The sequence below is a fragment of the Pseudoalteromonas sp. CO348 genome (assembly GCF_004208845.1).
GTDB classification, from domain to species: Bacteria; Pseudomonadota; Gammaproteobacteria; order Enterobacterales; family Alteromonadaceae; genus Pseudoalteromonas; species Pseudoalteromonas maricaloris.
In genome coordinates this window covers 20530-45082 of sequence record NZ_SGPI01000037.1, presented here as the reverse complement: position 1 = coordinate 45082, position 24553 = coordinate 20530, and the positions used below count along the sequence as shown (strand labels likewise).

Here is a 24553-nt window from a genome sequence, read left to right as displayed (position 1 = left end):
TGGTTTGATAAATTGAAACCATAAACAAACTCGTCCATTTTGCGATTAAAGTAATCCAATCGTTGTATTATTAAAAAAGGTAGGGAATATATATTTTTTAGGTACAAAAATCAAGCAGGATATTAACATTATTTACAATATCTGTAGACAGGTTTTGGCTGATATAAGAAAAGGTGTGATTAGTTCTCTTTGTTTAAGCCATCACTCGAAACAGCCAACGTTTAGTTCGCACTATATTCAACTGTACAGAAAAACAAAGAGTTTGTAACAACTTGCTCCCTGAAGATGCGGAACAAGACTTGGAGCTATCGTCTCACAACGTTAACTCCTGTTTTGCTAAAGATTTCAGGGCATCAACGCTTCCCACCAGCTGCTACTTGATAGCGTTTCTGATAGCGTCAACACTTCACCTACAACAGGTGTTACCAGTGCCACTTGATTTTGCTCTGCTGCGATTTTCACTCTTGCGAGCGGATCAAACCAAGAGTGAAAAGCCAAGTCAAAAGTACCATTATGAATGGGGATCATATGCGTTCCTCGCAGATCTATATGAGCTTGTACGCTTTGCTCTGGCGTCATGTGAATATCAGACCAATCTTTATCATACGCGCCAGTCTCTACTAAGGTTAGGTCAAACGGGCCAAGCCTTTCACCTACTTCCTTAAATCCAGCAAAATAACCAGAGTCTCCACTAAAAAAGATATTTTTGTCTGCTGTGCGAATAGCCCACGCTCCCCAAAGGGTTTTATTTGCATCTCCAAGTCCACGTCCAGAAAAATGCTGAGTAGGTGTAAAGGTGAGTGTTAACTCAGCGGTTTCTTCAAACTGCCACCAGTCAAACTGCTTTATTTTCTCGGCGGGAACTCCCCACTTTTGCAAATCACCTTCTACGCCCAAAGGTACATAAAATGCCCCCACTCTGTCTGCTAATCGCTTTACGCTTTCCTTGTCTAGGTGGTCGTAATGGTTATGTGAAATCAACACCTTATCAATTTGAGGCAATGATTCAATAGTAATAGGTGGTTGATGAAAACGCTTTGGACCAATAAATGAAAATGGTGATGCTCGTTCAGCAAAAACGGGGTCAATCAGAAGATATTGCCCTTGCGCTTTAATAAGTACTGATGAATGACCCAGTTTGATAACGTGAGTTTGCGTATCAGAAAGTGCCTTTAAATTCGCCTCGGTGAGCACTTTTACTGGCATATCAACCTTCGGCACCGCATTGACTTTTTGCTCGGTAAAAAAGCGCCAGAAAATTTCCAGCGTCTTACCTAGGCTCGTTTTATTCGTTTCATGAGTATTATGAAATTTACCATCACCATATTGAGTTGATGAATACCCACTTTGATTTACCGCAGCATTTAAATTAGAAGCCATAACTCCTCCTACTCCTATCAGCAAGACCACCATCAAGCCAAACCATGTTCGCTTTTTCATATAACCACCAAAAGTAAACTACACAGTGTAGTTTACACATCAAGAATAGAAAGTAAACTAAGCAGTGTAATTTATTTTAGTTTTGCTAAAATGCGGAGTATCCATTTGTTGATATTCCCTTGCCTGTAATAGATAAAATGAAACAATCAGAAAGAAAGCGACTGCAAATTCTAGAGGCTGCCCAACAGTTATTTGCTCAGCACGGTGCTCAAAATACCAGTATGGATCTCATCGCAAAGCACGCTGAAGTGTCTAAACGAACGATTTATAATCACTTTGAGACTAAAGAGCTACTACTGTATAACGTACTTGAACACATGATGCTTCAAGTTGACCAAGGTGATATTTATCAATATCGACCCGATGTCTCGATTGCAAAACAACTTCAAGAAATCGCTTTACGAGAAGTCAATCTGCTCACTTCTGAATCATTTATCAAAGTGGCTCGCGTGGCATTTATCGAGTTATTGCAAGACTCTACATTGGCTGCGCATTTCAATAACAGTAAAGTAGGTTGTATGCGTTATTTAGAAACGTTTTTAGCTGATGCTGTCGCTAACAATGCACTGTATATCGAACATCAGGCATTCGCAGCACAACAGTTCTTATATCAACTCAAGTCTTTTATCTTTTACCCACGGCTTTATGGATTTGATCTCACAAATACGGAGGAAACGGACTTTATTGTAGAGCAAAGCGTTGCGCTTTTTATGGCGAGATATGGGACTGAACAACGCGCCCAAGATTAATGATAAGGTATGCTAATACAAGGATTTAAATAAATTTCATACCAACTTGCATAAGACTATATTTCAAACAAAAAAGTTCCTTGATATAGTCATCCACGCTAACAAGAGTAAGGAAATCAGATGAGCGAATTAATTGCAATTGGTAAAAACATTTGGATCCACAACGGCCCCGCAGTACCATTCTTTGGCATGCCATACACTACCAGAAGCACCATAGTAAAGCTTTCCTCTGGCGCATTATGGGTGCACTCTCCTGGAAAATTAACGGAAGGATTACTGAGTGAATTGACGCAACTTGGGCAAGTCCACTATCTAATTTCTCCAAATAAACTTCATCACCTATTTATGGGAGATTGGCAGGAAAAGTTCCCACATGCGATTATGTTTGCTTCTCCAGGTGTCGACAAAAAACGGTCTGATCTTACTTTTCACCGCCAACTGGGCGACATGGCAGAACCCGAGTGGCAAGGAGATATTGAGCAACTCATTTTTAAAGGCAGCGCGGTGATGGAAGAAGTCGTATTCTTCCACAAAGAGAGCAGTACATTAATTTTGACAGATCTTATCGAGAACTTTCACCCTAACCACTTCTCCGGTTTTAAAAAAGTATTAGCGAAAATCACTGGGATCATTAGCCCTAACGGTAAAACGCCCATAGACTGGCGAACTTCGTTTGTGTTTGGGAAGCAGCAGGCCCGAGCCTGTTTTTCAAAGATGGCTGCTTGGCAACCTCAATATATCGTGATTGCCCATGGTGAATGCATTGAAACAGGCGCTGGAGCATTTTTAAACCGCTCATTTTCTTGGCTGGGTATCAATAAATCCGCGTAAGATGCAGTGCAAAATAACAGAATATAAAAAGCGCTGTCATGTCAATGAACAGCGCTTTTTGTTACTTAATCTAAGATTTAGATCAGGAGTGCATTGTTTTAAGGATCCCCTGAAGTTACATTCCCCAAATTACATTCCAGCTGGATATGCATAACTTGCTTGTAGACCTAGTGGAATACCAAGCATCCAGTAGATCAATAAGAAGATGCTCCAACCAATCAAAAAGGCAATTGAGTAAGGCAACATCATCGCTATCAATGTACCTATTCCTGTCGACTTAACGTATTTCTGGCAATAAACCACAACCAGCGGGAAGTAAGGCATAAGTGGAGTGATTATATTTGAGCCAGAATCACCAACACGATAAGCTGCTTGTGTTAAATCAGGTGAAATGCCCAATTGCATTAACATCGGAACAAAAATCGGCCCCAGCAACGCCCACTTCGCAGAGCTTGACCCTACAAATAAGTTTACAAATGCGGTCAAGAAGATAATACCAACTACAGTAACATAGCTTGGCAGCGCCAATGCTTTTAATACTTGAGCCCCTTCAATGGCAAGCAGAGCACCCAAATTTGAATGGCTGAAGGCACTAATGAAAAGTGCACAGAAAAACGCCATAACAATATAGTAAGACATGCTATTCATGGCTTTAGTCATGGCATCAATCATGTCTTTTGAGGTTTTAAACGTACCGACAACGAAACCGTAAACCGCACCAGGGATCCAAAACAGTAGGAAGATAAGTGGTACAATTGATTGCATTAACGGCGCACTAAAATCAGTTAAAGCGCCCGACGGGCTGCGTAGTGCTGAATCTTCACCGCTTGATGCATAAACCAATAATGCAATACCTGCTAACATCACCATAGACGCCACCACAAAGCCCTTTTTTTCTTTGCTTGTGATCTCATCAAACGAAGGCAAGCTCTCTGTATCGCCGTCAATTTCTGTCGCTTTTAGCCTTGGCTCTATGATTTTATCAGTGATATACCAACCTAATAAGATAATGAATAAGCTCGATGCTGAGGTGAAAAACCAGTTGTTTAGTGGGTTAATCGCGATTTCTGGATCGATGATCTGCGCTGCACTTTGGGTAAAGCTTTGTAGCAACGGATCGATACCTGAAGGAATAAAGTTCGCGCTAAATCCGCCGCTTACGCCAGCAAATGCCGCAGCAATACCCGCAAGAGGATGTCTTCCCATCGCATAGAAAATAACACCGGCAAGCGGAATAACTAACACGTATCCGGCATCTGTCGCCGTGTGGCTTACAATTGCAATAAGAATAATAGAAGGAGTTAGTAGTGCCTGAGGCGTGCGTTTGAGCATGATTTTAAGGCCAGTATTAATATAGCCAGAATGTTCAGCAACGCCCACACCTAGCATAGCAACTAGCACCACGCCTAATGGCGCAAATCCCGTGAAGGTTTTTACCATCGTTGCCATAAATCCGGCAAGCGCATTTGGGTCTAATAAATTGTGAACGACAATCGCCTGATTGGTTCTTGGATCAATAGCGCTAAATTCTACGCCTGAAAATAGCCAAGAAAGTAGCCAAATCAGCAACATTGCTGATAAGAAAATGATTGCAGGATCAGGAAGTTTATTCCCCACCCGCTCTATCCCGTTTAGAAAACGGGTGATCGCAGAATTTTGCGAGTTCGCTTGTTGTGTTTCGTGCATACCATTGCCCTAAGAAAAAATTGCTTAACCATAACTTAATATTTACATGCTAAGCAAGAAAACGTGCCTATTGACGAGACACTTTGCCGAATTAGTAGTCGACTTGGTATTTTTTTGTCTCAAGTCAGTGTTCAATAAAGAATTTACGCTATGCTTTTTATATGTCTGAAATTAAGGATTTTTAGATGATAGATCTAGACGACAAAGTGTTAGCTGACGTCAAACATGGTTTTAATTTACCACCGAAGCCCGCGCTGATAAGCGAGTTGCAAGCAGCACTTGCTGCACCGGATCCAGACCTGAACGACATCGCTTCTATCATCGCTCATGATGTCAGCACCTCAGCCGCGGTGCTAAAAATCATCAATTCCCCACTGTACGGTTTGGCAAGAACGGTAACGGATGTAAAACAGGCTGTCGTCTTTCTAGGTCTAGACTCTATTAGTAAGCTTGTGACCGGCTTTTTGCTCAAACAAACCTTTGACCAACGTAAATGTTGTATCAGTTTGGAGCGATTTTGGGATAACGCTTCAGACATCGCAGATAGCATTATGGTGATTGGTAATAAACTTAAATCGCGTGTTCCTATCGAAAACTTGCACTTACTAGGCTTATTTCATGACGCAGGGATTGCCGCTATGGCGGTAAATTACCCCGATTATATGGAAACGCTCATTGCCGCGAACAAAGATTATGACAAGCTGTTAGTCGAGCACGAAGAAGAAAAGTACGAGACCAATCATGCTATTATAGGCTACTTCCTCGCGGCTTCCTGGAATTTGCCACAAAGTATTTGTCAGATGATTTTATGCCACCATGACCCTGAGTTTTTGGGAAACTGTAAAGACGAAGAGCAGAAATTAGCTTTCGCTGCTCTAAAAATGGCTGAAAATTTTGTACATATCAATAAACGTTTTGTTGCCGCACCTGATTGGCACTTAATGAAAGCAGATGTATTGAAAGTTTTAAATTTAGATGAAGATGATTATCAGGACATCAAAGAAGACCTAGATGAATACTTTTTAGAGCAGGATGAGTAAGCGACTAGTTATCTCACATTCAACACCGTCTGTGAAATGCGACTCAACGACAGTGTTGCGGCAATTCTTAAAACTTCGTAGACTGGCAGCAAAATTAAAATAACAAAGACTTAAGGAATTTACATTGCCAGCGCTGCTATCTCTTAAAGGCAAATTTGCCATCTTTGGGCCTGGAATATTAATGGCAACTGCTGCTATCGGTGGTTCACATCTCGTTTCGTCAACTCAGGCTGGGGCACTATTTGGTAGTCAATTGATCTGGCTAATTGTTGCCGTTAACTTGCTCAAATATCCCTTTTTTAAATATGCAGTAGAGTACACAAGCCACTCTAAGCATAGTGTCGTCGAAGGTTATCACGCACATTACCGCTTCGGATTTAAGGTTTTTGTGCTACTCAATATTTTCGCAGCCATTGTAAATACCGCAGGCGTGCTATTACTTACCGCAAGTCTCTTGAGCTACTCGCTGCCATTTCCAATAAATATTGAATTGTTAAGCTTTATACTTTTGGCTAGCTGCTTGGCAATCTTATTGGTTGGGCATTACAAAATACTCGATGTGACTAGCAAATGGGTAATGATAATTTTGACCATTTCCACGGTTATGGCCCTTGCCATTGCGGCTAATAATGGTCCGGCCCATCCGGCCCCTATTGATCCGGTTTCCCCCTACGACATCGCACTACTGGGCTTTTTAGTTGCCTTGATGGGTTGGATGCCCGCACCAATCGAGATTTCAGCGATTAATTCGTCTTGGCTAAAAACGAAGATGGCTAAACAACCGCTAACAAGTAGCCAGATCCTACTGGATTTCAAGGTGGGATATTTTGTAACGCTGGGTCTGGCGGTCGTTTTTTGTTTACTCGGTATGCTAATGCAATACGGTCAAGATAAGCCTGTGGAACTCGCTGGTGTTGCGTTCTCACAGCAGCTCATTGATATGTATGCTAATACGATTGGCGAATGGGCCAGATGGCTAATTGCTGGCGTCGCATTTTTATGTATGTTTGGAACAACCATCACGGTGTTAGATGGCTACTCCCGAGTGCTTAGTGAATCGCTTCAGTTGTTACGACCTAACACAACGAAAAAGAGTTACACGCTCATTCTATTGCTACAAGCAGCGCTTGGTATGGCCGTAGTGCTGTTTTTTAAAGCCGACTTAAAGAGCATGCTAATGTTTGCCATGAGCTCAGCGTTTGTCACTACTCCTATCTTTGCTTGGATGAATTTAGGATTAGTGAAAGGTGAGATCTATCGCCGTCAACCAATTTATACCAAGGTTCTAACGGGACTGGGGCTGACTTATTTAGTGGGCTTTGCACTGTTATTCATCTATTGGCGATTTTTGATGTAAAGCGAGGCTGAGTAGCAGATGCAAATTACACTTCTAGGGCCTGTTTATCTTTCAAGTTTGTTTTTGCAGCAGCTTGATTGGTGTTTATACAAGGCAGAGCCTGCGTAGCATAGTTGCTCTATGTAAGTCTGGCGATAACACAGTAGAAATGCCAATCAAGCGCTGCCCTTTGGGTTCACCTGAGTGCGCTCTGTTCATTGTTGCCCAACTTTTGCCTAGATTACTAGGCGGCAAGTCGAGCGTCGCGATCAAAGCACACTCAGGCGAACAAAAATCAAACAGCAAAGGTCAACAGGCCCTAGCACCTGCTACTCTCAGGTGAGGTGCATTTATTTTAGATTTTGCACCTGCTCCCAAATAGAAACTACGTGCGCTTTGTCATCGTCATTTAGCTCTCCATTTCGATATGCTTTTACTAAGCTGCTCTCAACTTTGGCATTTAACTCATCAATCGAAAGATCTGCTTCCTCTACTTGTGCATAGCCTACCGCTAAGTCAAAGTGACCGCGTAAATAGCCACCAGCAAATAGCTCATCATCACTCGCTCTATCAACAAGCTCATCAAAAAACTGCTGCGCTTTCTCTACATATTCTACTAAAGACATATTTATTCCTAAATTATTCTTGATGGCCTATGGCGTACATTACATGGTCATTGAATCCAGTGATCACTTTAATAAATCCAGCTAAGGACTCATCAAGTTGTTCATCACCGGTATCAGCAATTAAAGGACGACCATTTAAGGCCTTTAATTTCGATTTTGTAGCGATAAGGATAATATTATCTTTACCGATTTTTTTGATGAGGTTAGGGCTTAGCTGCTGATTACCGCGGCCAAAAATGTGTCCTTGCCCACCAATTAATGTGATCACTAGCTTTGTTTTGTCATCAGCAAGCGACAACAATTGCTGCGCGGTTTGGTCTTGCGCGATCAGCGCTTGGTCCTTTACAACATCAACACCAAGAAGTGTATTATCAAGTCCCATCTCTTCCATCACTGCTGCAACGGTAGAACCAGATCCCATGATATAGGTTTCGTCTTCTTCCATTTCGGCAACCACATAGGCGGCGATATCTGCTAACACTAATTCATCGCTTTCTTTGCCACCGTTTTTCACCGCTTGCACATATCTCAACTCGGTCGGCACTTGCATTTCACCAAATCGTTTAGCACGCACAGTCCCTTCACGAAATGCAGCTTCATCAATGTCCATCACATCGGCTTCGCCAATAGAGACAAGCTCTCCGGTAACCAAAAGTTCAACAACTCTACCAGCTGCTTTTGGCGTTATCGCGTATACGCCGCTATGAATTTTGCACCCAGCTGGGATCCCAAGTACAGGACATGAATCACCCACCGCGTGGCAAATGTTGCGAGCAGTGCCATCGCCACCAGCAAACAAAATCAAATCGACACCGAGCTGTTGCATCATTTGCGCTGCGGTCTCGGTATCTTCAGGACGAGTTACCGTGCTTTGAGTTTGATAAATCACTTGGGTGTTAAAACCTAGCTCTTTTGCCGTACGCTCCCCCATCTCACCGTTAACAGTAAATATTTCGATGTTTTGTTGATGTGGAAGTAATTGTGTTAAAGCCGTTTTTGCTCGCTGATTAGCGCGAGGCTCTGCACCTAACGCCAATGCTTGTTGAGCTGTTTCTGCACCATCGCTACCTTTTAGTGCAACGCTCCCACCAAGCCCAGCTAAAGGATTGATGATAAGTCCAAGCTTAAATTGCATCGTCAAACTCCATGCTTAGCTCTGTCGGGATATCCCAGTTAAATTGCTGCTGGCGTAAAGGCCAAGGTGTATTATAAAAATTGCTTAATGCGTTGAGTAGTTGAGTCGTTCTGGTATTAAATCCGCTTTCTAATAAAACTAGCACTTGCTGATGCACCCGTTGTTGAAAGCTGAAACGGCAAGTTTGTTCACCGTTGAGGTTATCAACGGAAACATTAAATGAAAAACCAGCTGCAACGCTTAACGCCCACTCAATCGCTTGTGGTTTCACTTCCACTTTTTCAAATTCGAGCTGCTGCGCTTTATCTCGTCCATCGGGACAATACCAGTAGCCGTAATCTTCGAGTTGCCGACGTTCTTCGCCCGCAACAAGCCAGTGCGCAACTTCATGCAAAGCACTAGCATAAAAGCCATGAGCAAAAATAATGCGGTGATGAGGGTGTGATTCATTTGCAGGTAAATAGATAGGTTCGTCGTCGCCCACTACCAGCTCAGTGTTGAGCGTGTGCAGGAATAACCCATTAAAAACAGCAATGAGGTCTTCTATTTTATGCATCAACATCCGCCACAAGTCTAAACTGGGCGCAAATTGTAAGGTTTTTAGCGGCTAAAGTAAAAGATCTCGTTTTAGACTATGCCTTTTTGTCCAAAGAGCTGCGTGGCGCGATATAAAGCGAAGCACGATCTCGACCTGACTTTTTCGACTCATAGAGGGCTAAGTCAGCTTCTTCAAAACATCGTTTGTGATTAAAGCTTTCACCAATAAGCTCATATCCTGCCACGCCAATGCTGAATGTCAGTCCAAAACTGGTGAAGCGAGTAAATTCATGCACCAGTCGTTGTGCAAAATTAAGCGCAGCATCAGGCCGAGTTTCAGGGCATATAATCACAAATTCATCACCGCCCCATCGTCCAATATGATCGCTTGGGCGTGCTTGCTCCCTTAGAAACTGCCCAACTTCCTTCAATGCATTATCACCATCTTGATGTCCTGCGGTGTCATTAAGCTGTTTAAAATGATCAACGTCGATTACCAGTAGCGATAGCGCTCGATGATAACGTATGGCCCGCTGCACTTCTTCTTTCAGCAGCGCTTCAATCTTTCTGCGATTCATAACCTGAGTTAAGAAATCCAGTTCAGCTCGGTTCTTCAATTCTTGTTCTTGACGTAAATCTCGGATCACCGCAATAAAAACATCATTTTTAGAGACGGACACCGTGGATAACGCGATATCTACTGGGATCTCTACACCTGATTGGTGCCGCCCTACAATTTTTAGACCATCATGCGTCACCCTACGCATGGTAGAAGTGCCCTGGAACTTCTCTCTGTCCACGACATGTTTACCGGTATACCGCTCTGGAATGAGGTCTTCAACCTGCATACCTAATAGCTCTTGAGGCTGATATCCAAATAAATCTGTACAGGCCTTATTGACCTCTGTAAGCCTACCGTCTTTATCACAATATAAAATGGCATCAGGAGTAGAGTTGAATAACTTTCGCTTTTCGTTGATAAGTTTAACCACAAAAATAAGCGTAAAAATGTTTAAGCAAGCAAACAACAAGACTATTGGTAGCAGCAACAATACACCGGTGTTACTCAACTCTTGGGTTTGAGCAAGCTTTATCGATTGGTTTTGCTTTGCAAACTCAAATTTCTTTCCAATCGACTTACGCAAATAATTAAATGCAGCTTCTGCGTCCGTGTCATCTACTTTTACTAAACGATCCACAGCCTCAGAGCTCAGCCTTCTCGATGTGAATTTTGACTTAGCAAGCGCAAGCATTTGTGTATATTCATCAAAGGTGTGTTGAATAACGGCTAATGCCTTTGTCTCTTGGCTGCTTAGCGCCGTACTTTGCAATTTTAGGATTGTCGCTTTGGTCGCTTCAACATCAGCCAAAGCCTGTTCGTAATAAACCTCGTCTTGGCGTAGTACATAATTTTTGAAGTGATGAATAAAGCCGTTATAACCAAAGCTACGCTCCAGCTCAGCTAGCAGCTCAGCACGTTTAATTGCAACTTCCGTTTCTGATTGCCATGACTGATGAAATGAAGAAATGGCGTGGTTTAACAAAGTGGACCAATAAAATAGACCACCACTCACCAAAATAGTAAAAATAACTAACCCGCTGATCTGCAAAAAGATACGTTTATTCATATACTCTGCTGTCCAAATTCAGCAAATCCTAGAACGCAGTAAGCAAAAGAAGAAATTAGAGGCCGTCTAGGTGCTGTAGAATCCATGTCGATGGTACAAAAGTTACATACCATTACAGCTACTAAGTCTAGACCAGAGAACGAAAAAAGCCGCATTACAGCGGCTTACAGATAGGATATTTTTAAGCGAGTATTAGGGCCTGTTGATCTTTCAAGTTTGTTTTTGCAGCAGTTTGACTGGTATTTATACAAGGCAAAGCCTGCGTAGCATAGTCATTCTATGTAAGCCTGGCGATAAAGACTTAGTGCTCCTGCAAAGTCACCTTACCCCACATCCTTGTGGGGCAACACAGAGAAAATGCCAGTCAAGCGCTGCCCTTTGGGTTCACCTGAGTGCGCTTTGTTCATTGTTGCTCAACTTTTGCCTAGATTACTAGGCGGCAAGTCGAGCGTCGCTACCAAAACACACTCAGAAGAACAAAAATCAAACAGCGAAGGTCAACAGGCCCTAGATAAATTGGTATCGTTACTCGTAATAAGCTTTGCCTTCTTCGGCCATTGCGAGTAGCGGCTCCGCAGGTGTAAATACAGGGTTATCAGCAGCGTATGTTGATAGCTCTGAACACACCTTATTGGCGCCTTTTTTGTCCATATAACTAAATGGGCCGCCCAAGAATGGAGGGAAACCAATGCCAAAAATAGCACCAATATCACCATCTCTTGCATTACGAATAATACCTTCATCAAGACAGCGCGCAGCCTCATTGAGCATCTGTGCAACGCAGCGGTTCGCAATTTCTTGTTTATTCAACTTAGGAGAAGGCGTGACACCGAGTAACTCATAAACTGACTCGTCCACTTGCTTGCCTTTTTTACCTTCATAGGTATAGAAACCACGACCAGATTTGCGACCTAGACGTTTGCTATCTATCATACGTGCAAAAGCATCCGGCGCCTTAAAGCGAGCACCTAATTCTTTTTCTAGGATTGGCGCTATCTTAGAACCAATGTCTACACCTACTTCATCAAGAAGCGCAAGAGGACCAACTGGGAAACCAAACTCAACCAAGGCTTGATCGATTTTCTCTATCGGCTCACCGGCAAGCAAAAGATTTGCCGCTTCGTTGACATAAGGCGCCAGAATACGGTTTACGTAAAAACCAGCTTTGTCTTTTACGACGATTGGTGTTTTCCCTTGCTTACGAGCAAAAGCCACAGTGCGCGCAATAACCTCATCACTGGTGGTCTCGTGCGGAATGATCTCCACCAGCGGCATTTTTTCTACAGGTGAGAAATAATGCAAACCAATTACGTTTTCAGGACGCGTCGCTTTTGCCGCGATTTGGCCGATTGGTAATGATGACGTATTACTTGCAAATATCGTGCTCTCACTACATTCGCGTTCAATATCCGCCACCATCGACTGTTTAAGGTCTAAGTCTTCAAATACGGCTTCAATCACCATGTCTGTGTGTTTAAAACCAGAGTAATCTGTTGTCCCCGTGATCATATTCAAAGTTGACTGCATCTCTGCCTTTGAAATAATACGACGCTTTTGGCGTTGCGTTAGGATCTTATAGCTGTAATTTAATGCGTTGCTAATGCCCTGATGCGCAACATCTTTAATACGTACCGGAGTGCCTGCTTTAACCGCACTAACATGGGTAATACCTGCGCCCATTAAGCCACCACCTAGCACTGCAACACGTTTCACAGGAGCAAGATCTTCACCTTGGAAATCCTTTTTCATTTCCGTTGTCGCAAAGAAAATCCCACGTAGCGAGCGCGATACTTCAGACATCACTAAATCAGCAAAACCCTCGGCTTCGGTTTTATAACCTTTAAGCTTGTCCAGCTCTACAGATGCACGTACCGCTTTGATGATAGCGAGCGGCGCAGGATAGTGACCGCCCGTTTTCTTCTCAACATTTTCTTGTGCTTTTTTGAAAATGATATTGCGTCCGAACGGGTTAGATTCTAGCAACTGACTAATTTTGTCTAAATTCGGTTTGCGAAGCTTAGGCTTACCTTTTCTGGCAAGCTTCACCGCTACGTCGAGTAAAATACTGTGCGGCACGGAATCGTCAACTAGGCCCGCTTTTTTCGCTTGCTTAGGTCGAACTTGTTTACCAGTTAGCATCCATTCAAGTGCTTTTTGAATACCAACTAATTTCGGTAGACGCTGTGTACCGCCACCACCTGGCAATAGACCAAGCTGTACTTCTGGAAGACCCAGTTTAGTCTTGCTGTCTTCAGTACATACACGGTAATCACAAGCCAGCGCAAACTCCAAGCCGCCACCCAGTGCTACACCGTGGATCGCAGCAACGGTCGGGAATGGTAAATCAGCCAATTTAAAGAAGGTTTTATGACACATTTCCGAAATCGCTAACGCATCTTCACGGGTTTTCGCGCTGTCTAGCATTTTAATGTCTGCACCCGCGATAAAATTATCGTCTTTACCACTGATAAAAACCATACCCGTTACGTCGTCTTGCTTACTCTTTGCGATGATCTCTAATAATTCATCAGCAAATGTATCACGTAGGGTGTTCATTTTTTCGCCCGGCACGTCGATGGTGACGATGGCGACTTTATGGTCGTTTAATTCATAAGAAAATACTGACATTATGCGCTCTCCAATACGAATGCTGCTCCAAGACCACCTGCAGCACAGGCAGTTGTCAATGCTAGACCACCGCCGCGGCGCTTAAGCTCATGTAGGCTTTGCGTGATCAAGCGTGCGCCGGTTGCTGCGAATGGGTGACCATATGCAAGTGAACCACCAAGCACATTAAACTTATCCATGTCGATTTCGCCAATTGCTTTACTGCGACCAAGTTTTTCTTGCGCGAATTTGTCTGAGCCAAACATTTTCATATTGGACAGCGCTTGCGCTGCGAAAGCTTCATGCATTTCTATCAGGTCAAGATCAGCAAGGGTAATACCCGCACGGTCAAGAGCTACAGGCGTTGAATGTGCAGGACCCATCAACATATCTTCGTGTACGCCGATTGCAGAGAAGGCGAAACTACGCACATAACCTAAGATGTCATAACCAAGCGCTTTGGCTTTGCTTTCGCTCATCATTAATACTGCCGCCGCACCATCGGTCAGTGGCGTTGCATTTGCTGCAGTTACTGAGCCGTGCTGTCTGTCAAATACAGGCTTTAACTTGGCGTAGCTTTCCAATGAGGAGTTTTCACGGATGTTATTATCTTTGTCAATAAAGCTTTTGTATGGCTCAACATGGGCAGCCATTACTTCATTGTTTAATAAGCCTTCCGACCACGCTTTTGCAGCTAAGGTATGTGAGCGGTGCGCCATCGCATCTTGATCTGCACGGCTGATCCCGTGAGTCTTAGCCATTTGTTCAGCCGTTTGCCCCATTGATAAGCCAGTTGAATATTCTGCAACTGCCGGTGGCACTGGCAGTAAGTCTTTGAGTCTTAGCTTTGAGAAAATCTGTAAACGCTGCTTAAGCGTACGTGCTTTGTTCAAGTCAACAAGGCTACCTGCAAGCTTTTTGCTCACGCCGATCGGTAGCACTGATGAAGAATCCGCACCACCAGCAACACCGACACTCACTTGACCTGAAATAATGCTCTCTGCAACGTTAGCAATCGCTTGGAAACTGGTTGCGCATGCACGTGATACAGAGTAAGCGTCAACAGAAACTGGCATGCCAGTGCCAAGCACGATTTCACGCGCAATGTTTGGTGCTTCCGGCATTTGTACAACTTGGCCGAATACCAGTTGGTCGATTTCTTTACGATCGAAGTTCAAACGCTCAAGCATTTCGTTGACGACGATTTTACCTAAATCTAGGGCTGGAACGTGGTGAAAAGCGGTAGCTTGCTTTGCGAATGGCGTACGCAGGCCGCTCACGATAGCGATTCGGTCGCCTTTTGATGTTTTTAGTATGTTTTGTTCAGACATGAATTTTGCTCTCCCGCTGACAGGTCTGACCTGTTAATTTCCTCCGATTCTAAACAACCAAATCGAAGTTGCCAATAGCAAAGCACGAAATGACTGCTTTTTAAACCGTGAAAACCAACTTTAGATGCTTTTTCAAGCAATCTCAAAGTATTTGAAATTGTTATTTAAAATTTATGAACTTTTCTAAAATTATGGGTCTAATCAACTTGATTATTCATTCCGCGTCCATATAACTATTTTTATTTTTGTCGGCTTAAAAGGCAGTCTCATGGCAGTAAACGAGTTTTCTCAACTAAAAGAATATTTAGATACCCAAATTTTAGGGCAAAGTGCACTGACCGAATCCTTGCTTATCGCGCTTTTAGCAGATGGTCATTTATTGGTTGAAGGCCCCCCTGGTCTAGCTAAGACCCGTGCCGTAAATGCGCTGGCTAAAGGCATTGAAGGGAGCTTTCAACGCGTCCAATTTACCCCTGACTTATTGCCTTCTGATGTAACTGGTACAGATATCTATCGCCAACAAACCAATGAATTTGTATTTGAGAAAGGCCCGCTTTTTCATCATTTGATTTTGGCTGACGAAATCAACCGAGCGCCAGCCAAAGTGCAATCAGCGCTACTAGAAGCAATGGCCGAGCGCCAAATAACCGTTGGCAAAACAACGTATCCGTTACCTGAGCTATTTATGGTAATGGCAACGCAAAACCCGCTTGAACAAGAAGGTACATACCCGCTACCGGAAGCGCAGCTTGACCGCTTTTTACTCCATCTGAATATCGATTATCCGGATGCAGAAACCGAGGTAGATATTTTGCGCCTCACTCGTGGCGAGGCGTTGGAGGAGTACCAAGCGACCTTCACACCTATTAGTCAAGCAACCCTATTTGAGGCCCGTAAAACCGTACTAAGCATGCATCTTGCTGAGCCTCTGGAGCAATATCTTGTGCAATTAATTATTGCGACCAGACAGCCACAACGCTTTGATGCAACGCTTGCAAGTTGGATTGATTATGGTGCGAGCCCTCGAGCTACAATTGCGCTTGATAAATGTTCTCGTGCTCATGCGTGGCTACAAGGCAGAGACTTTGTCACCCCAGAAGATATTCAAGCTGTGGTACATAACGTGCTACGCCACCGTATCGTGCTGAGTTATGAAGCACAGGCGGATGGGATCACCAAAGATCAGGTGATCAGTAAGATTTTAGAATTGGTTGCTGTTCCATAATACTATGAACGACATCAAGCAGTTTAATTCAGCCAGCTGGTTTAATGAAAGCCACAGTAATGGTGTCGAACTCGGCCTGAAAGAGCTACTTTTTTATAAGTCCAAAGCGCATTTACTTTCGCTCAAACCGAGAGGAAAAGTGAAAAGTGCTCAATCAGGGCAATACCTTGCACCGCATAAAGGTCGGGGTATGGAGTTCGCTGAAGTCAGACAATACCAATATGGTGATGATATTCGTGCGATTGACTGGCGAGTTACCGCGCGTACCGGTGAAGCACACACGAAACTCTTTCAAGAAGAGAAGGAACGCCCCGTTTTTGTATTTTGTGACTTTTCCTCAAGCATGCTATTTGGTTCAAAGCTGTTACTTAAGTCGGTGCTTGCGGCGCACTTAGGCATTTTGGTGTCTTGGGCTGCATGCCAACGCGGCGACCGTGTTGGTGGTGTGGTATTTAATGACAGCAATCACCACGAGCTAAAACCGATTGCTCGCGACCGTGGAGTGCTTGCGCTAGCTCATCAGTTTTGTGCCCTACACGAACAAGCATTAATTCAAAAAGAGACTCACCCCTCGGGGGATCGTTTCAATGAGAATTTAAAACGACTTGTGCATCTGGCTAAGCCCGGCAGCCTGATTTATCTCATTTCGGACTTTACGGAGTTGAATGATGAAAGCTTTAAATTACTAGAGCGTGCCACTCGCCATAACGAAGTCATTGGTTGTATGGTGAGTGATCCTTTTGAGCATCATCTGCCTGAATACAGTCAAGCGATTGAGGTCTCAGCTGGTGAACAAAACTGGACATTGCCCTTGATGGACAAGCAATTTAGAGACAAATTCTCGCAAAATGCGTCTGACTTTTTCAATCGAAGATTAGCGCTACTTAAGCGCTCTGGTATGTCGTTACAAAAGTACGACGCGTCATTACCAATCGAATTACAAATCATGAGGGGTTAAATGCAAGTCAATCCACTCGACCAGCTTAATGATGTGGTCATCCCTCAAAGCGTGAGCTGGTGGCCACTCTCTTATCCAATGTGGGGAGCTATTTGTATTCTACTCACAATATTTGGGGTTATGTGTTGGCTATTATATCGTCGCCAGCAATTTTTAAAGGCAAAAAAGGAAGCCGTAAAACTGAGTCATTTGCATGCTAATGCCCAAGCATTACACACCATACTCAAACGTTTAGTAAAACATTATTACGGTGATACCGCTGCGAGTAGATCGGGCCAAGAATGGTTAACGCTGCAAGCAAGACTCACACGCGTTGAACTCACTCAGCAAGAGCTCGACTCGTTATATGCGCCGACTCAAGACCCCGCACTCTGCGATAAACTATGTCGTGCGATTAATACCTTCAAAGTGAAGGAGCGTCTCGATGTTTGAGTTTAGTTGGCCCCTTGCCTTTTTATTGTTACCTCTGCCTTGGCTAATTGCGAAGTTTAAACCGAGTATCGCGCAGACCAACATCAATATTCGTATGCCAAGTGCCGCAAAGTTACAACTCGCGAGCACAAATCAACTCAATAAGCGCGCAAAAGTAAGCCTAGTGGAAACTCTCATCTGGCTATTACTGGTAACCGCAGCGGCAAACCCGACTTGGCTTGACGACCCAATCGTTGTGCCAAATGAGGGACGCGATATTATGCTTGCCGTTGACTTGTCGGCTTCAATGACAGAGCAAGATATGGAATACCAAGGTCGCTTAGTGGACAGATTGTCTGTCGTCAAAGCCGTTGTTAGCGACTTTATCGAAGCGCGCCAAGGAGATCGTCTGGGACTTATTCTTTTTGGTGACACCGCGTTTTTGCAAACGCCACTCACCCGAGATTTAGCGACGGTTAGCCAAATGCTTAGTGAGGCACAAATTGGTTTAGTTGGACGCGCCACAGCGATTGGCGATGCTATTGGTTTGTCGGTAAAGCGTTTTGGTGAACGTGAACAAAGTAACAAAATCTTGATTTTGCTGACCGATGGTCAAAACACCTCGGGCAACCTTAAACCAGAAGAAGCACTGATCTTAGCCCGAGAAGAAGGCATAAAAATTTATACCGTTGGTGTTGGCTCTGATGGTCGACGCGGTTTTGGTTTATTTGGTTTTAATTCTATGGCCGGTAGTAGTATCGACGAGAAAACGTTGCAACATATCGCCAAAGAAACTGGTGGGCAATATTTTCGCGCAAAAGACGTGGAGGGCCTACAACAGATCTACGCAATGCTCGATGAGCTAGAACCGATAAGTGATGAAACACAGACTTTCCGTCCTAAGATTTCACTGTTTTATATTCCTCTCCTCGCGATACTCGGCTTGCTTTTTGTGGCTCAGCTAAGTCTCGTACTAAGAACAAAATTAAGAGGGTAAATATATTATGGAATTTGAATTTATTCGCCCACACCTGCTTTGGTTGCTTATTCCTTGGGTGGTATACAGTGCATTGCAATGGTCTAAAAAGTCCAATCAAAAATCAGCGCAACTTATCGCACCGCACCTGATGAAGGTGGTGATGGGAGCCGATGGTCAAAAACACCAAAAACAAAGTAACTCTTGGCTTGGAATTGTGTTCTTTTTGTTGGCCATTATTGCGGTTGCAGGGCCAAGTATCGAAAAACAAGAAGTACCGGTTTTTAAAACTCAGGCACCTAGAGTGTTAGTGCTGGATATGTCTTATTCTATGTACTCAACCGATCTCACGCCAAACCGCTTAACGCAAGCGAGATTTAAAACTTTAGACATGCTAAAGCAATTTAAAGAAGGCGAAACAGGTTTAGTTGCCTATGCAGGCGATGCTTTTACTGTATCGCCACTCACAACTGATGTCACTACTCTTGAGAACTTGATCCCGAGCCTTCGTCCAGAGATCATGCCCTCAAAAGGCTCTAACGTATATGCAGGTATCGAAGAAGCCGTTAGCTTGTTAACAGGTGCAAGTGCAACCTATGGTGACATTATTTTGGTAACCGATGGACTTGAACAAGAAGACGCAGAAGATGTACAAAAGCTTCTTTCTGACAGCCCATTTAAGTTAAGTATCTATGCCTTAGGTACGGCGCAAGGCGCACCAATCAAATTACCTGAAGGCGGCTTTTTAAAAGACCAATATGGTCAGATAGTCGTACCAAAGTTATTCCCGACTCGACTTGAAAAACTGGCTAGAGTTAAGGGTGGAAAATTTGCCAGCTATACTGCTGACAGCAGTGACATAGAGACATTTAAGCCAAATTTGGGTGCAAATACATCGGTGCTTAAACGCGACCAAGAAAGTGCTAAGTGGCGAGTAGATGCGGGAATATATCTGCTGATTGTACTTATTCCACTCGCACTGCTATTGGTTCGAAATCACGCAGTTATGCTAAGTGCTTTGGTTGTTTTTGCGATGTTGCCACAGCAAAAAGCGCTGGCGAATGAATGGACACAGTGGTTTAAAAATAGCGACCAAAACGCGCTGCAGGCCTACCAAAATGAAGCGTTCGATGAAGCTGCTCTTGCCGATAATCCGGTACTAAAAGGTGCAGCCCTATATAAAGCTGGAGATTACGAAGGAGCGGTAAAAACACTCGAACAAACAAGCTCAGTAGAAGGCCAATACAATTTGGGCAATACGCTAGCACGGCTTGGTAAATTAGACGACGCAATTTCTGCCTACGAAAAAGCCTTATCCCTAGATCCTGATTTTACGCAAGCGAAGGATAATAAAGCGTTAGTCGAAGCGTTAAAGGATCAGCAAGAGCAGCAAAATCAGCAGGACCAACAAGGTCAGCAAGACCAACAAGGTCAGCAAGACCAACAAGGTCAGCAAGACCAACAAGGTCAGCAAGACCAACAAGGTCAGCAGGACCAACAAGGTCAGCAAGAGCAACAAGGTCAGCAGGACCAACAAGGTCAGCAAGACCAACAAGGTCAGCAGAACCAACAAGGTCAGCAGGACCAACAAGGTCAGCAGGACCAACAAAGTCAGCAAGACCAACAAAGTCAGCAAGACCAACAAGGTCAGCAAGACCAACAGAATTCACAAGCAGGAAGTGAGTCAGAACAAAACAACAACGAGCCAGAGCTAGATGCTGCCCGCCAAGACCAGCAAGCAGCTGACGAACAAACTCAAGAGCAAAAACAACAGCAAGCACAAGCCGCACCTACGCCCGATCCCAAGCAGTCACCGCAGGATGAAGAAAAGGCACAGGCTGCAATGATGCAAGATAGTCGGCCACTTACCCCTGAAGAAATTGAGAAAGCGCAACAGCTTAATCAACTGCTTAGAAAAGTACCTGATGATCCGGCCATATTATTGAGAAATAAAATGCAACTAGAAGCACAACAACGTAAACAAAGACGTCTACCAAGAGGAGCTGAAAAATCATGGTAAAACGCATTCTATTTTGTCTGTCTTTGTTGATATTAAGCCACGCCACGTTGGCATTGGAAAATCTCACAGCCAGCGTAGACAAAAACCCAGTGCTCGCAGGTGAATATTTCACGTTGTCGATTATCGCTGAGGGCAAAGTCAAAGGCACCATTCCTGATGTTTCTGTGCTTAGTAACGACTTTATCACCAGCCCGGTGAATACCAGTTCAAGAACCAGTATCATTAATGGTAGCGTTTCAAGCTCCACTACCTGGCAAATGCAGCTCGTTGCTCGCACTCCGGGTACTTACACCATTCCTGCGTTAGAAGTAGATGGTGAAACGACCCAGCCGATCGAAATAAAAGTTGTCGCTCGTGATGATGAGCAGCAAAGTGAAGATATATTCGTAAAAACCGAACTCAAGACAAAAAATCTCTATGTTCAACAGGCTGCGCTTTATACCGTTAAGCTCTATGTAGGAAAAGAACTACTAGATGGTCAACTGAGTGCCCCAATCTCAGATGGCGCTAATTTCACACAATTGGGCAAAGCCAATGAAGAATACGAAGTTATTGACGGCCGACGCTACATGGTGCTCACTCGCGAATATATGATCCAACCACAAAAAAGTGGTGATTTCAGCATAGAGCCGCCGATCTTCAACGGCCAGATCAGAGATGGCTATCGTAGAATGGCGACTTCTGCGGTTGGCAATACCATTGACTTTTCGGTATCTCCAATCCCAACTAACGCTGCTGATAACTGGCTACCCAGTGAATATTTGAATTTTTCTGAAGAATGGCAGCCCAAAGATACCGAGTTTATGGTTGGGACGCCTATCACGCGAACACTAACACTCACTGCAGTGGGTGTTACTAAAGAGCAGCTTCCTGACATTCAGCTCGAAGACGTTAATGGGTTTAGAATTTATCCCGACGCGTCAGAGCGTAAGCAAATTACCCGAGATGGAAAAGTCATCTCACAGTTAACCATTTCTTTTGCTTACCTACCGCAACTTGCCGGTGATTTTACTCTGCCCGAAGTAAAACTACCTTGGTTTAACACCATCACTAAACGTGAAGAGTTTGCGACATTGCCAAGTAAGTCTGTCAGCGTGATTCATGACCCAAATCAGCCTGCCTTACCACAGGCTGCTCCAATCCCGCAGCCGCTTTCAAGTCCAAACGTAAATCCATCAACGGCTACGCAAACCAACGTGATCACAGAGCAAGTTATCCCGCTATGGATGTGGGGACTCGCCGCTTTCGGATACGTATTATGGCTAATAACATTACTAATATGGCGCCTAAGAGCAAAACCTGCCTCAAACCCACTAGTCAATACGGTCACTGATGAAAATCCAGCACCTTTTATTTCGTTTGAAAAAGCGGTTAAGCAAGATAACCCAGCGGGCTTTTATCAAGCGCTACTGCGCTACACCAAACAACAAAATATCACCATGACACAATGGCTAGCACTTCAGCCCAGCTCATTGCGAGCACAAGTACAAACGCTACAAAGCTCGCTGTATGGAGGCAATAGCGCAAAAGTAGACTTGTCTCAACTATATGATGAAATTAAAACCAGTGTAAAAAGCACGGTTCACACAAATAAAAGCCAGAATTTAGGCAATCTATATCAATAAGCGCCTCAGGGCGCTTTTTTATTGCAAGACGAACTAGATTTGTTAGTAAATAATTAACAGATCCATTATGCTTGGTGTGAGATACACTCCCAAAATCAACTAAAATAAAATAAGTTTTTGTTGAAATAAACCTGCAAAAAGATAGGTCTCATAGATATGGCCAGTAAACAACATCACTACGAGTCACTGGTTCGGATGTACCACAAAGAGCTATATAAGTTCGCTTATTGGTTGTCTGGCGATCCGACAATAGCAGAAGACTTAGTACAAGAAACTTTTTTGCGGGCTTGGCGCGCACTCGATTCATTACAAGATGAAAATGCAGCAAAGCCTTGGTTATTAACTATTTTAAGACGAGAGAATGCACGTCGTTTTGAGCGCAAGCAATTTGACTATGCGGAGGTTGAACAAGATACGCTGGTCGACGATACCAGTTCGGCTTTGGATGATGCAATGGAGCAAACCGTTGTGCAACGACAAATAGCCAACTTAGCACCAGAATATCGTGAACCACTGCTACTGCAAGTGGTGATGGGATGCTCTGGGGATGAAATCGCCGATATACTTGAGCTGAATAAAAACACGGTGATGACAAGGTTATACCGTGCTCGCAACCAGCTAAAAGACGCTTTAACGACTGAATATGAACCAATAAAGGGGGCATCAAACTGATGGATGAACTCGAATTTCGACGCCGCCTCGTTGCTGATCCTCATGATGAAGAGGTCAAGAAACAGGCCGAACAGCAACCTGAGTTGCAAGCACTGGTCGAAGAAATGCAAGCTTTCGACGATTTCTTGGGAAAATCACTCGATATTGATGTGCCTGAGGGGTTGGCTGATAAGATAATTGCAAAGCAAAAGGAGCTTGAAACGGAAGAATACAAAGTAGTGAAAATGTCTTGGTTTAGACGCGCTACTGCACCATTTGCGATTGCCGCCAGTGTATTTTTTGCCGCCGTGGTCTTTTACTTTGGCGGTTTTGGACACCCTGTCGATACCGGTGAACATGCGCTTGCTCATGTGTATTACGAAGAAAATGCACTGCAAAAGCAAGAAACAGTGTCACTGCAAACCGTGAACGAGAAGCTCGCGATGTTTGGGGGTAAGTTCGACAACTTACCGGGTAAAGTGGTTTACGCGACATTTTGTAACTTTAAAGGCCAAAAAAGCCTTCACTTGGTTATGCAATCCGAGTTTGGTCCACTCACGGTTTTTGTCGTGCCAGCTGGTCAACAAAGCACGATTGACGGCAAAGATAGTTTTGGAGATAGCCGCTTTGAAGGCTTAATTGCTCATGATGGTAAAGCCAACACCATACTGGTGGCAAACCGAGGTACGCCGATTGAAACCTTCCAATCAGAAGTGACAAGCTCACTACGCTGGTTATAACGCCACCGCCCCACTCTTTGGGGCGGTGTCTCAATATCCTTACTAAACCTCTCAAAATACAAATTTAATTGAGGTACATACCTATTTAAATAGCCATGTTAGTTCTTTACAATGGCGGCAGTTATTTTGGTATATAGGAACTTTATGAAACATTTCATTGTGTTACTTTCCCTTGTTTCTTTTTTATTTACAGCCAGTTTTAATGCTGAAGCAAGAAAGAAGTTTGGTAGTAAGAGCTCAGGAAAAACCCAGCAAACACAAACAACCCAGCAAAAGCAGCAAACTGATACACAAGCATTAAATGCAAAATCGACTACGACACCTAAGTCGAGTAAAAAAGGCATTATGGCCGGTGTACTTGGCGGATTACTAGCCGGTGGTCTAATTGCCGCAATGCTTGGCGATGATTTTGAAGGATTTCAATTCCTTGAAATGATTTTGCTTGCCGCTGCTGCCTTTTTAATCTTCAAATTGGTTAAAGGCATGCTTGCAAAAAAACAGCAGCCAAGTTATGCCGGTGCGCCGCATATGGGTGGCTACAACAATACGCCACCACCACAACAATTTCAAAACCAAGGACCAATTGGCGGTGGTTTTGGCGCAAGTAGCGTGCCTATGAACCTGCCTAGAGATTTTGATATCAACGGCTTTTTACAAGGCGCAAGGCAGCATTATCAAACCATTCAAACCGCTTGGAATAACAACGACTTTTCGACGGTTTCTGAATACTTGAGTCCAGAGTTGGTTGAAGAGTTCAAACGTGAGCGAGAGCAGCAAGGCGACGTTAACACTGAAGTGATGTTTGTTGATGCTGAGTTAGTCCGTGCAGATACACGCCCTGACGTTTGGGAAGTTAGCATTAAGTTTACTGGCAAATATCGTGACCTCGGCGACATGCAAGAAGAACCTATCCACGAAATATGGCACTTAGAGCGTAAAACGACGGGGGATGCCCCTTGGTTAATCGTTGGTGTTGAAGAGCTAGCGGCCTAATTCATCAA

The 24553-nt window shown here is 43.9% G+C and carries 22 protein-coding genes; 14 read left to right on the top strand and 8 right to left on the bottom strand.

Annotation, left to right across the window (positions count from 1 at the left end; genetic code table 11):
- Positions 1 to 345 precede the first annotated feature (345 nt).
- Entirely contained in the window at positions 346 to 1380 is a 1035-nt protein-coding gene (locus EXT48_RS18885) for an MBL fold metallo-hydrolase (protein ID WP_130165374.1), read from the bottom strand.
- Between the two features lie 197 nt (positions 1381 to 1577).
- Here EXT48_RS18885 and EXT48_RS18880 point away from each other — a divergent pair, with 197 nt between their 5' ends.
- The gene (locus EXT48_RS18880) at positions 1578 to 2189 is read left to right on the top strand and encodes a TetR/AcrR family transcriptional regulator (RefSeq protein ID WP_010377743.1); all 612 of its coding nucleotides are present in this window, start codon (positions 1578 to 1580) and stop codon (positions 2187 to 2189) included.
- Between the two features lie 120 nt (positions 2190 to 2309).
- Positions 2310 to 3020, top strand: a complete 711-nt coding sequence (locus EXT48_RS18875) for a DUF4336 domain-containing protein (protein WP_130165373.1) — start codon at positions 2310 to 2312, stop codon at positions 3018 to 3020.
- A 129-nt stretch (positions 3021 to 3149) separates the two neighbouring features.
- On the opposite strand, the gene EXT48_RS18870 is transcribed toward EXT48_RS18875, so the two are convergent.
- Positions 3150 to 4706 (bottom strand): AbgT family transporter, encoded by a 1557-nt coding sequence (locus tag EXT48_RS18870; protein WP_017216614.1) that lies wholly within the window; start codon positions 4704 to 4706, stop codon positions 3150 to 3152.
- Between the two features lie 185 nt (positions 4707 to 4891).
- On the opposite strand from EXT48_RS18870, the gene EXT48_RS18865 reads away from it, so the two are divergent.
- Together EXT48_RS18865 and EXT48_RS18860 are read left to right on the top strand one after the other, a co-directional pair.
- Positions 4892 to 5746: an HDOD domain-containing protein gene (locus tag EXT48_RS18865; RefSeq protein ID WP_039494886.1), complete on the top strand. Its 855-nt coding sequence runs from the start codon at positions 4892 to 4894 to the stop codon at positions 5744 to 5746.
- A gap of 124 nt (positions 5747 to 5870) precedes the next feature.
- Positions 5871 to 7103, top strand: coding sequence for an NRAMP family divalent metal transporter (locus tag EXT48_RS18860; RefSeq protein ID WP_130165372.1), 1233 nt, complete (start codon positions 5871 to 5873; stop codon positions 7101 to 7103).
- A 329-nt stretch (positions 7104 to 7432) separates the two neighbouring features.
- Here EXT48_RS18860 and EXT48_RS18850 read toward each other — a convergent pair whose 3' ends face one another.
- The 4 genes from EXT48_RS18850 to EXT48_RS18835 form a co-directional block, all read right to left on the bottom strand.
- Positions 7433 to 7708, bottom strand: coding sequence for a YfcL family protein (locus tag EXT48_RS18850; RefSeq protein WP_010377735.1), 276 nt, complete (start codon positions 7706 to 7708; stop codon positions 7433 to 7435).
- A 13-nt stretch (positions 7709 to 7721) separates the two neighbouring features.
- Positions 7722 to 8843 carry an ATP-NAD kinase family protein gene (locus EXT48_RS18845; protein WP_130165371.1) on the bottom strand — a complete coding sequence of 374 codons (1122 nt, stop codon included), beginning with the start codon at positions 8841 to 8843 and terminating at the stop codon, positions 7722 to 7724.
- Complete coding sequence (locus EXT48_RS18840; RefSeq protein ID WP_130165370.1) at positions 8833 to 9399, bottom strand: elongation factor P hydroxylase; 567 nt, start codon at positions 9397 to 9399, stop codon at positions 8833 to 8835. The genes EXT48_RS18845 and EXT48_RS18840 overlap by 11 nt, the downstream gene beginning before the upstream one ends.
- 76 nt (positions 9400 to 9475) lie before the next feature.
- Positions 9476 to 11008 carry a sensor domain-containing diguanylate cyclase gene (locus EXT48_RS18835; protein WP_130165369.1) on the bottom strand — a complete coding sequence of 511 codons (1533 nt, stop codon included), beginning with the start codon at positions 11006 to 11008 and terminating at the stop codon, positions 9476 to 9478.
- A 357-nt stretch (positions 11009 to 11365) separates the two neighbouring features.
- On the opposite strand from EXT48_RS18835, the gene EXT48_RS24050 reads away from it, so the two are divergent.
- A complete protein-coding gene (locus tag EXT48_RS24050) occupies positions 11366 to 11575 on the top strand; it encodes a hypothetical protein (RefSeq protein WP_130165368.1) in 210 nt (69 codons plus the stop codon).
- Here EXT48_RS24050 and fadJ read toward each other — a convergent pair.
- A complete protein-coding gene (fadJ, locus tag EXT48_RS18820) occupies positions 11534 to 13636 on the bottom strand; it encodes a fatty acid oxidation complex subunit alpha FadJ (RefSeq protein WP_130165367.1) in 2103 nt (700 codons plus the stop codon). The two genes, EXT48_RS24050 and fadJ, sit on opposite strands and share 42 nt — an antisense overlap.
- The gene (gene fadI, locus EXT48_RS18815; RefSeq protein ID WP_010605222.1) at positions 13636 to 14946 is read right to left on the bottom strand and encodes an acetyl-CoA C-acyltransferase FadI; all 1311 of its coding nucleotides are present in this window, start codon (positions 14944 to 14946) and stop codon (positions 13636 to 13638) included. The genes fadJ and fadI overlap by 1 nt, the downstream gene beginning before the upstream one ends.
- Before the next feature lie 268 nt (positions 14947 to 15214).
- Between fadI and EXT48_RS18810 the strand changes: the two genes are divergently transcribed.
- The 9 genes from EXT48_RS18810 (at position 15215) to EXT48_RS18770 (ending at position 24545) form a co-directional block, all read left to right on the top strand.
- Positions 15215 to 16171, top strand: coding sequence for a MoxR family ATPase (locus EXT48_RS18810; protein ID WP_010377722.1), 957 nt, complete (start codon positions 15215 to 15217; stop codon positions 16169 to 16171).
- Between the two features lie 4 nt (positions 16172 to 16175).
- The gene (locus EXT48_RS18805) at positions 16176 to 17129 is read left to right on the top strand and encodes a DUF58 domain-containing protein (protein WP_130165366.1); all 954 of its coding nucleotides are present in this window, start codon (positions 16176 to 16178) and stop codon (positions 17127 to 17129) included.
- Complete coding sequence (locus EXT48_RS18800) at positions 17130 to 17561, top strand: DUF4381 domain-containing protein (RefSeq protein ID WP_130165365.1); 432 nt, start codon at positions 17130 to 17132, stop codon at positions 17559 to 17561.
- On the top strand, positions 17554 to 18537 hold the full coding sequence (locus EXT48_RS18795) for a VWA domain-containing protein (RefSeq protein ID WP_130165364.1): 984 nt from the start codon (positions 17554 to 17556) through the stop codon (positions 18535 to 18537). Before EXT48_RS18800 ends, EXT48_RS18795 begins: the two co-directional genes overlap by 8 nt.
- Positions 18538 to 18544: 7 nt before the next feature.
- A complete protein-coding gene (locus EXT48_RS18790) occupies positions 18545 to 20536 on the top strand; it encodes a VWA domain-containing protein (protein ID WP_130165363.1) in 1992 nt (663 codons plus the stop codon).
- On the top strand, positions 20530 to 22161 hold the full coding sequence (locus EXT48_RS18785; RefSeq protein ID WP_130165362.1) for a BatD family protein: 1632 nt from the start codon (positions 20530 to 20532) through the stop codon (positions 22159 to 22161). The genes EXT48_RS18790 and EXT48_RS18785 overlap by 7 nt, the downstream gene beginning before the upstream one ends.
- A gap of 156 nt (positions 22162 to 22317) precedes the next feature.
- Positions 22318 to 22833, top strand: coding sequence for a sigma-70 family RNA polymerase sigma factor (locus tag EXT48_RS18780; RefSeq protein WP_010605216.1), 516 nt, complete (start codon positions 22318 to 22320; stop codon positions 22831 to 22833).
- Positions 22833 to 23552 carry a DUF3379 family protein gene (locus tag EXT48_RS18775; protein WP_130165361.1) on the top strand — a complete coding sequence of 240 codons (720 nt, stop codon included), beginning with the start codon at positions 22833 to 22835 and terminating at the stop codon, positions 23550 to 23552. The genes EXT48_RS18780 and EXT48_RS18775 overlap by 1 nt, the downstream gene beginning before the upstream one ends.
- Positions 23553 to 23696: 144 nt before the next feature.
- The gene (locus EXT48_RS18770; protein WP_045987894.1) at positions 23697 to 24545 is read left to right on the top strand and encodes a Tim44 domain-containing protein; all 849 of its coding nucleotides are present in this window, start codon (positions 23697 to 23699) and stop codon (positions 24543 to 24545) included.
- The last annotated feature ends 8 nt before the right edge of the window (positions 24546 to 24553 follow it).

Bases quoted from the DNA above. Each gene is read 5' to 3' on its own strand.
- EXT48_RS18885 (WP_130165374.1), bottom strand. From the start codon at position 1,380: ATGGCTTCTAATTTAAATGCTGCGGTAAATCAAAGTGGGTATTCATCA.
- EXT48_RS18880 (WP_010377743.1), top strand. From the start codon at position 1,578: ATGAAACAATCAGAAAGAAAGCGACTGCAAATTCTAGAGGCTGCCCAA.
- EXT48_RS18875 (WP_130165373.1), top strand. From the start codon at position 2,310: ATGAGCGAATTAATTGCAATTGGTAAAAACATTTGGATCCACAACGGC.
- EXT48_RS18870 (WP_017216614.1), bottom strand. From the start codon at position 4,706: ATGCACGAAACACAACAAGCGAACTCGCAAAATTCTGCGATCACCCGT.
- EXT48_RS18865 (WP_039494886.1), top strand. From the start codon at position 4,892: ATGATAGATCTAGACGACAAAGTGTTAGCTGACGTCAAACATGGTTTT.
- EXT48_RS18850 (WP_010377735.1), bottom strand. From the start codon at position 7,708: ATGTCTTTAGTAGAATATGTAGAGAAAGCGCAGCAGTTTTTTGATGAG.
- EXT48_RS18845 (WP_130165371.1), bottom strand. From the start codon at position 8,843: ATGCAATTTAAGCTTGGACTTATCATCAATCCTTTAGCTGGGCTTGGT.
- EXT48_RS18840 (WP_130165370.1), bottom strand. From the start codon at position 9,399: ATGCATAAAATAGAAGACCTCATTGCTGTTTTTAATGGGTTATTCCTG.
- EXT48_RS18835 (WP_130165369.1), bottom strand. From the start codon at position 11,008: ATGAATAAACGTATCTTTTTGCAGATCAGCGGGTTAGTTATTTTTACT.
- EXT48_RS24050 (WP_130165368.1), top strand. From the start codon at position 11,366: ATGCCAGTCAAGCGCTGCCCTTTGGGTTCACCTGAGTGCGCTTTGTTC.
- fadJ (WP_130165367.1), bottom strand. From the start codon at position 13,636: ATGTCAGTATTTTCTTATGAATTAAACGACCATAAAGTCGCCATCGTC.
- fadI (WP_010605222.1), bottom strand. From the start codon at position 14,946: ATGTCTGAACAAAACATACTAAAAACATCAAAAGGCGACCGAATCGCT.
- EXT48_RS18810 (WP_010377722.1), top strand. From the start codon at position 15,215: ATGGCAGTAAACGAGTTTTCTCAACTAAAAGAATATTTAGATACCCAA.
- EXT48_RS18805 (WP_130165366.1), top strand. From the start codon at position 16,176: ATGAACGACATCAAGCAGTTTAATTCAGCCAGCTGGTTTAATGAAAGC.
- EXT48_RS18800 (WP_130165365.1), top strand. From the start codon at position 17,130: ATGCAAGTCAATCCACTCGACCAGCTTAATGATGTGGTCATCCCTCAA.
- EXT48_RS18795 (WP_130165364.1), top strand. From the start codon at position 17,554: ATGTTTGAGTTTAGTTGGCCCCTTGCCTTTTTATTGTTACCTCTGCCT.
- EXT48_RS18790 (WP_130165363.1), top strand. From the start codon at position 18,545: ATGGAATTTGAATTTATTCGCCCACACCTGCTTTGGTTGCTTATTCCT.
- EXT48_RS18785 (WP_130165362.1), top strand. From the start codon at position 20,530: ATGGTAAAACGCATTCTATTTTGTCTGTCTTTGTTGATATTAAGCCAC.
- EXT48_RS18780 (WP_010605216.1), top strand. From the start codon at position 22,318: ATGGCCAGTAAACAACATCACTACGAGTCACTGGTTCGGATGTACCAC.
- EXT48_RS18775 (WP_130165361.1), top strand. From the start codon at position 22,833: ATGGATGAACTCGAATTTCGACGCCGCCTCGTTGCTGATCCTCATGAT.
- EXT48_RS18770 (WP_045987894.1), top strand. From the start codon at position 23,697: ATGAAACATTTCATTGTGTTACTTTCCCTTGTTTCTTTTTTATTTACA.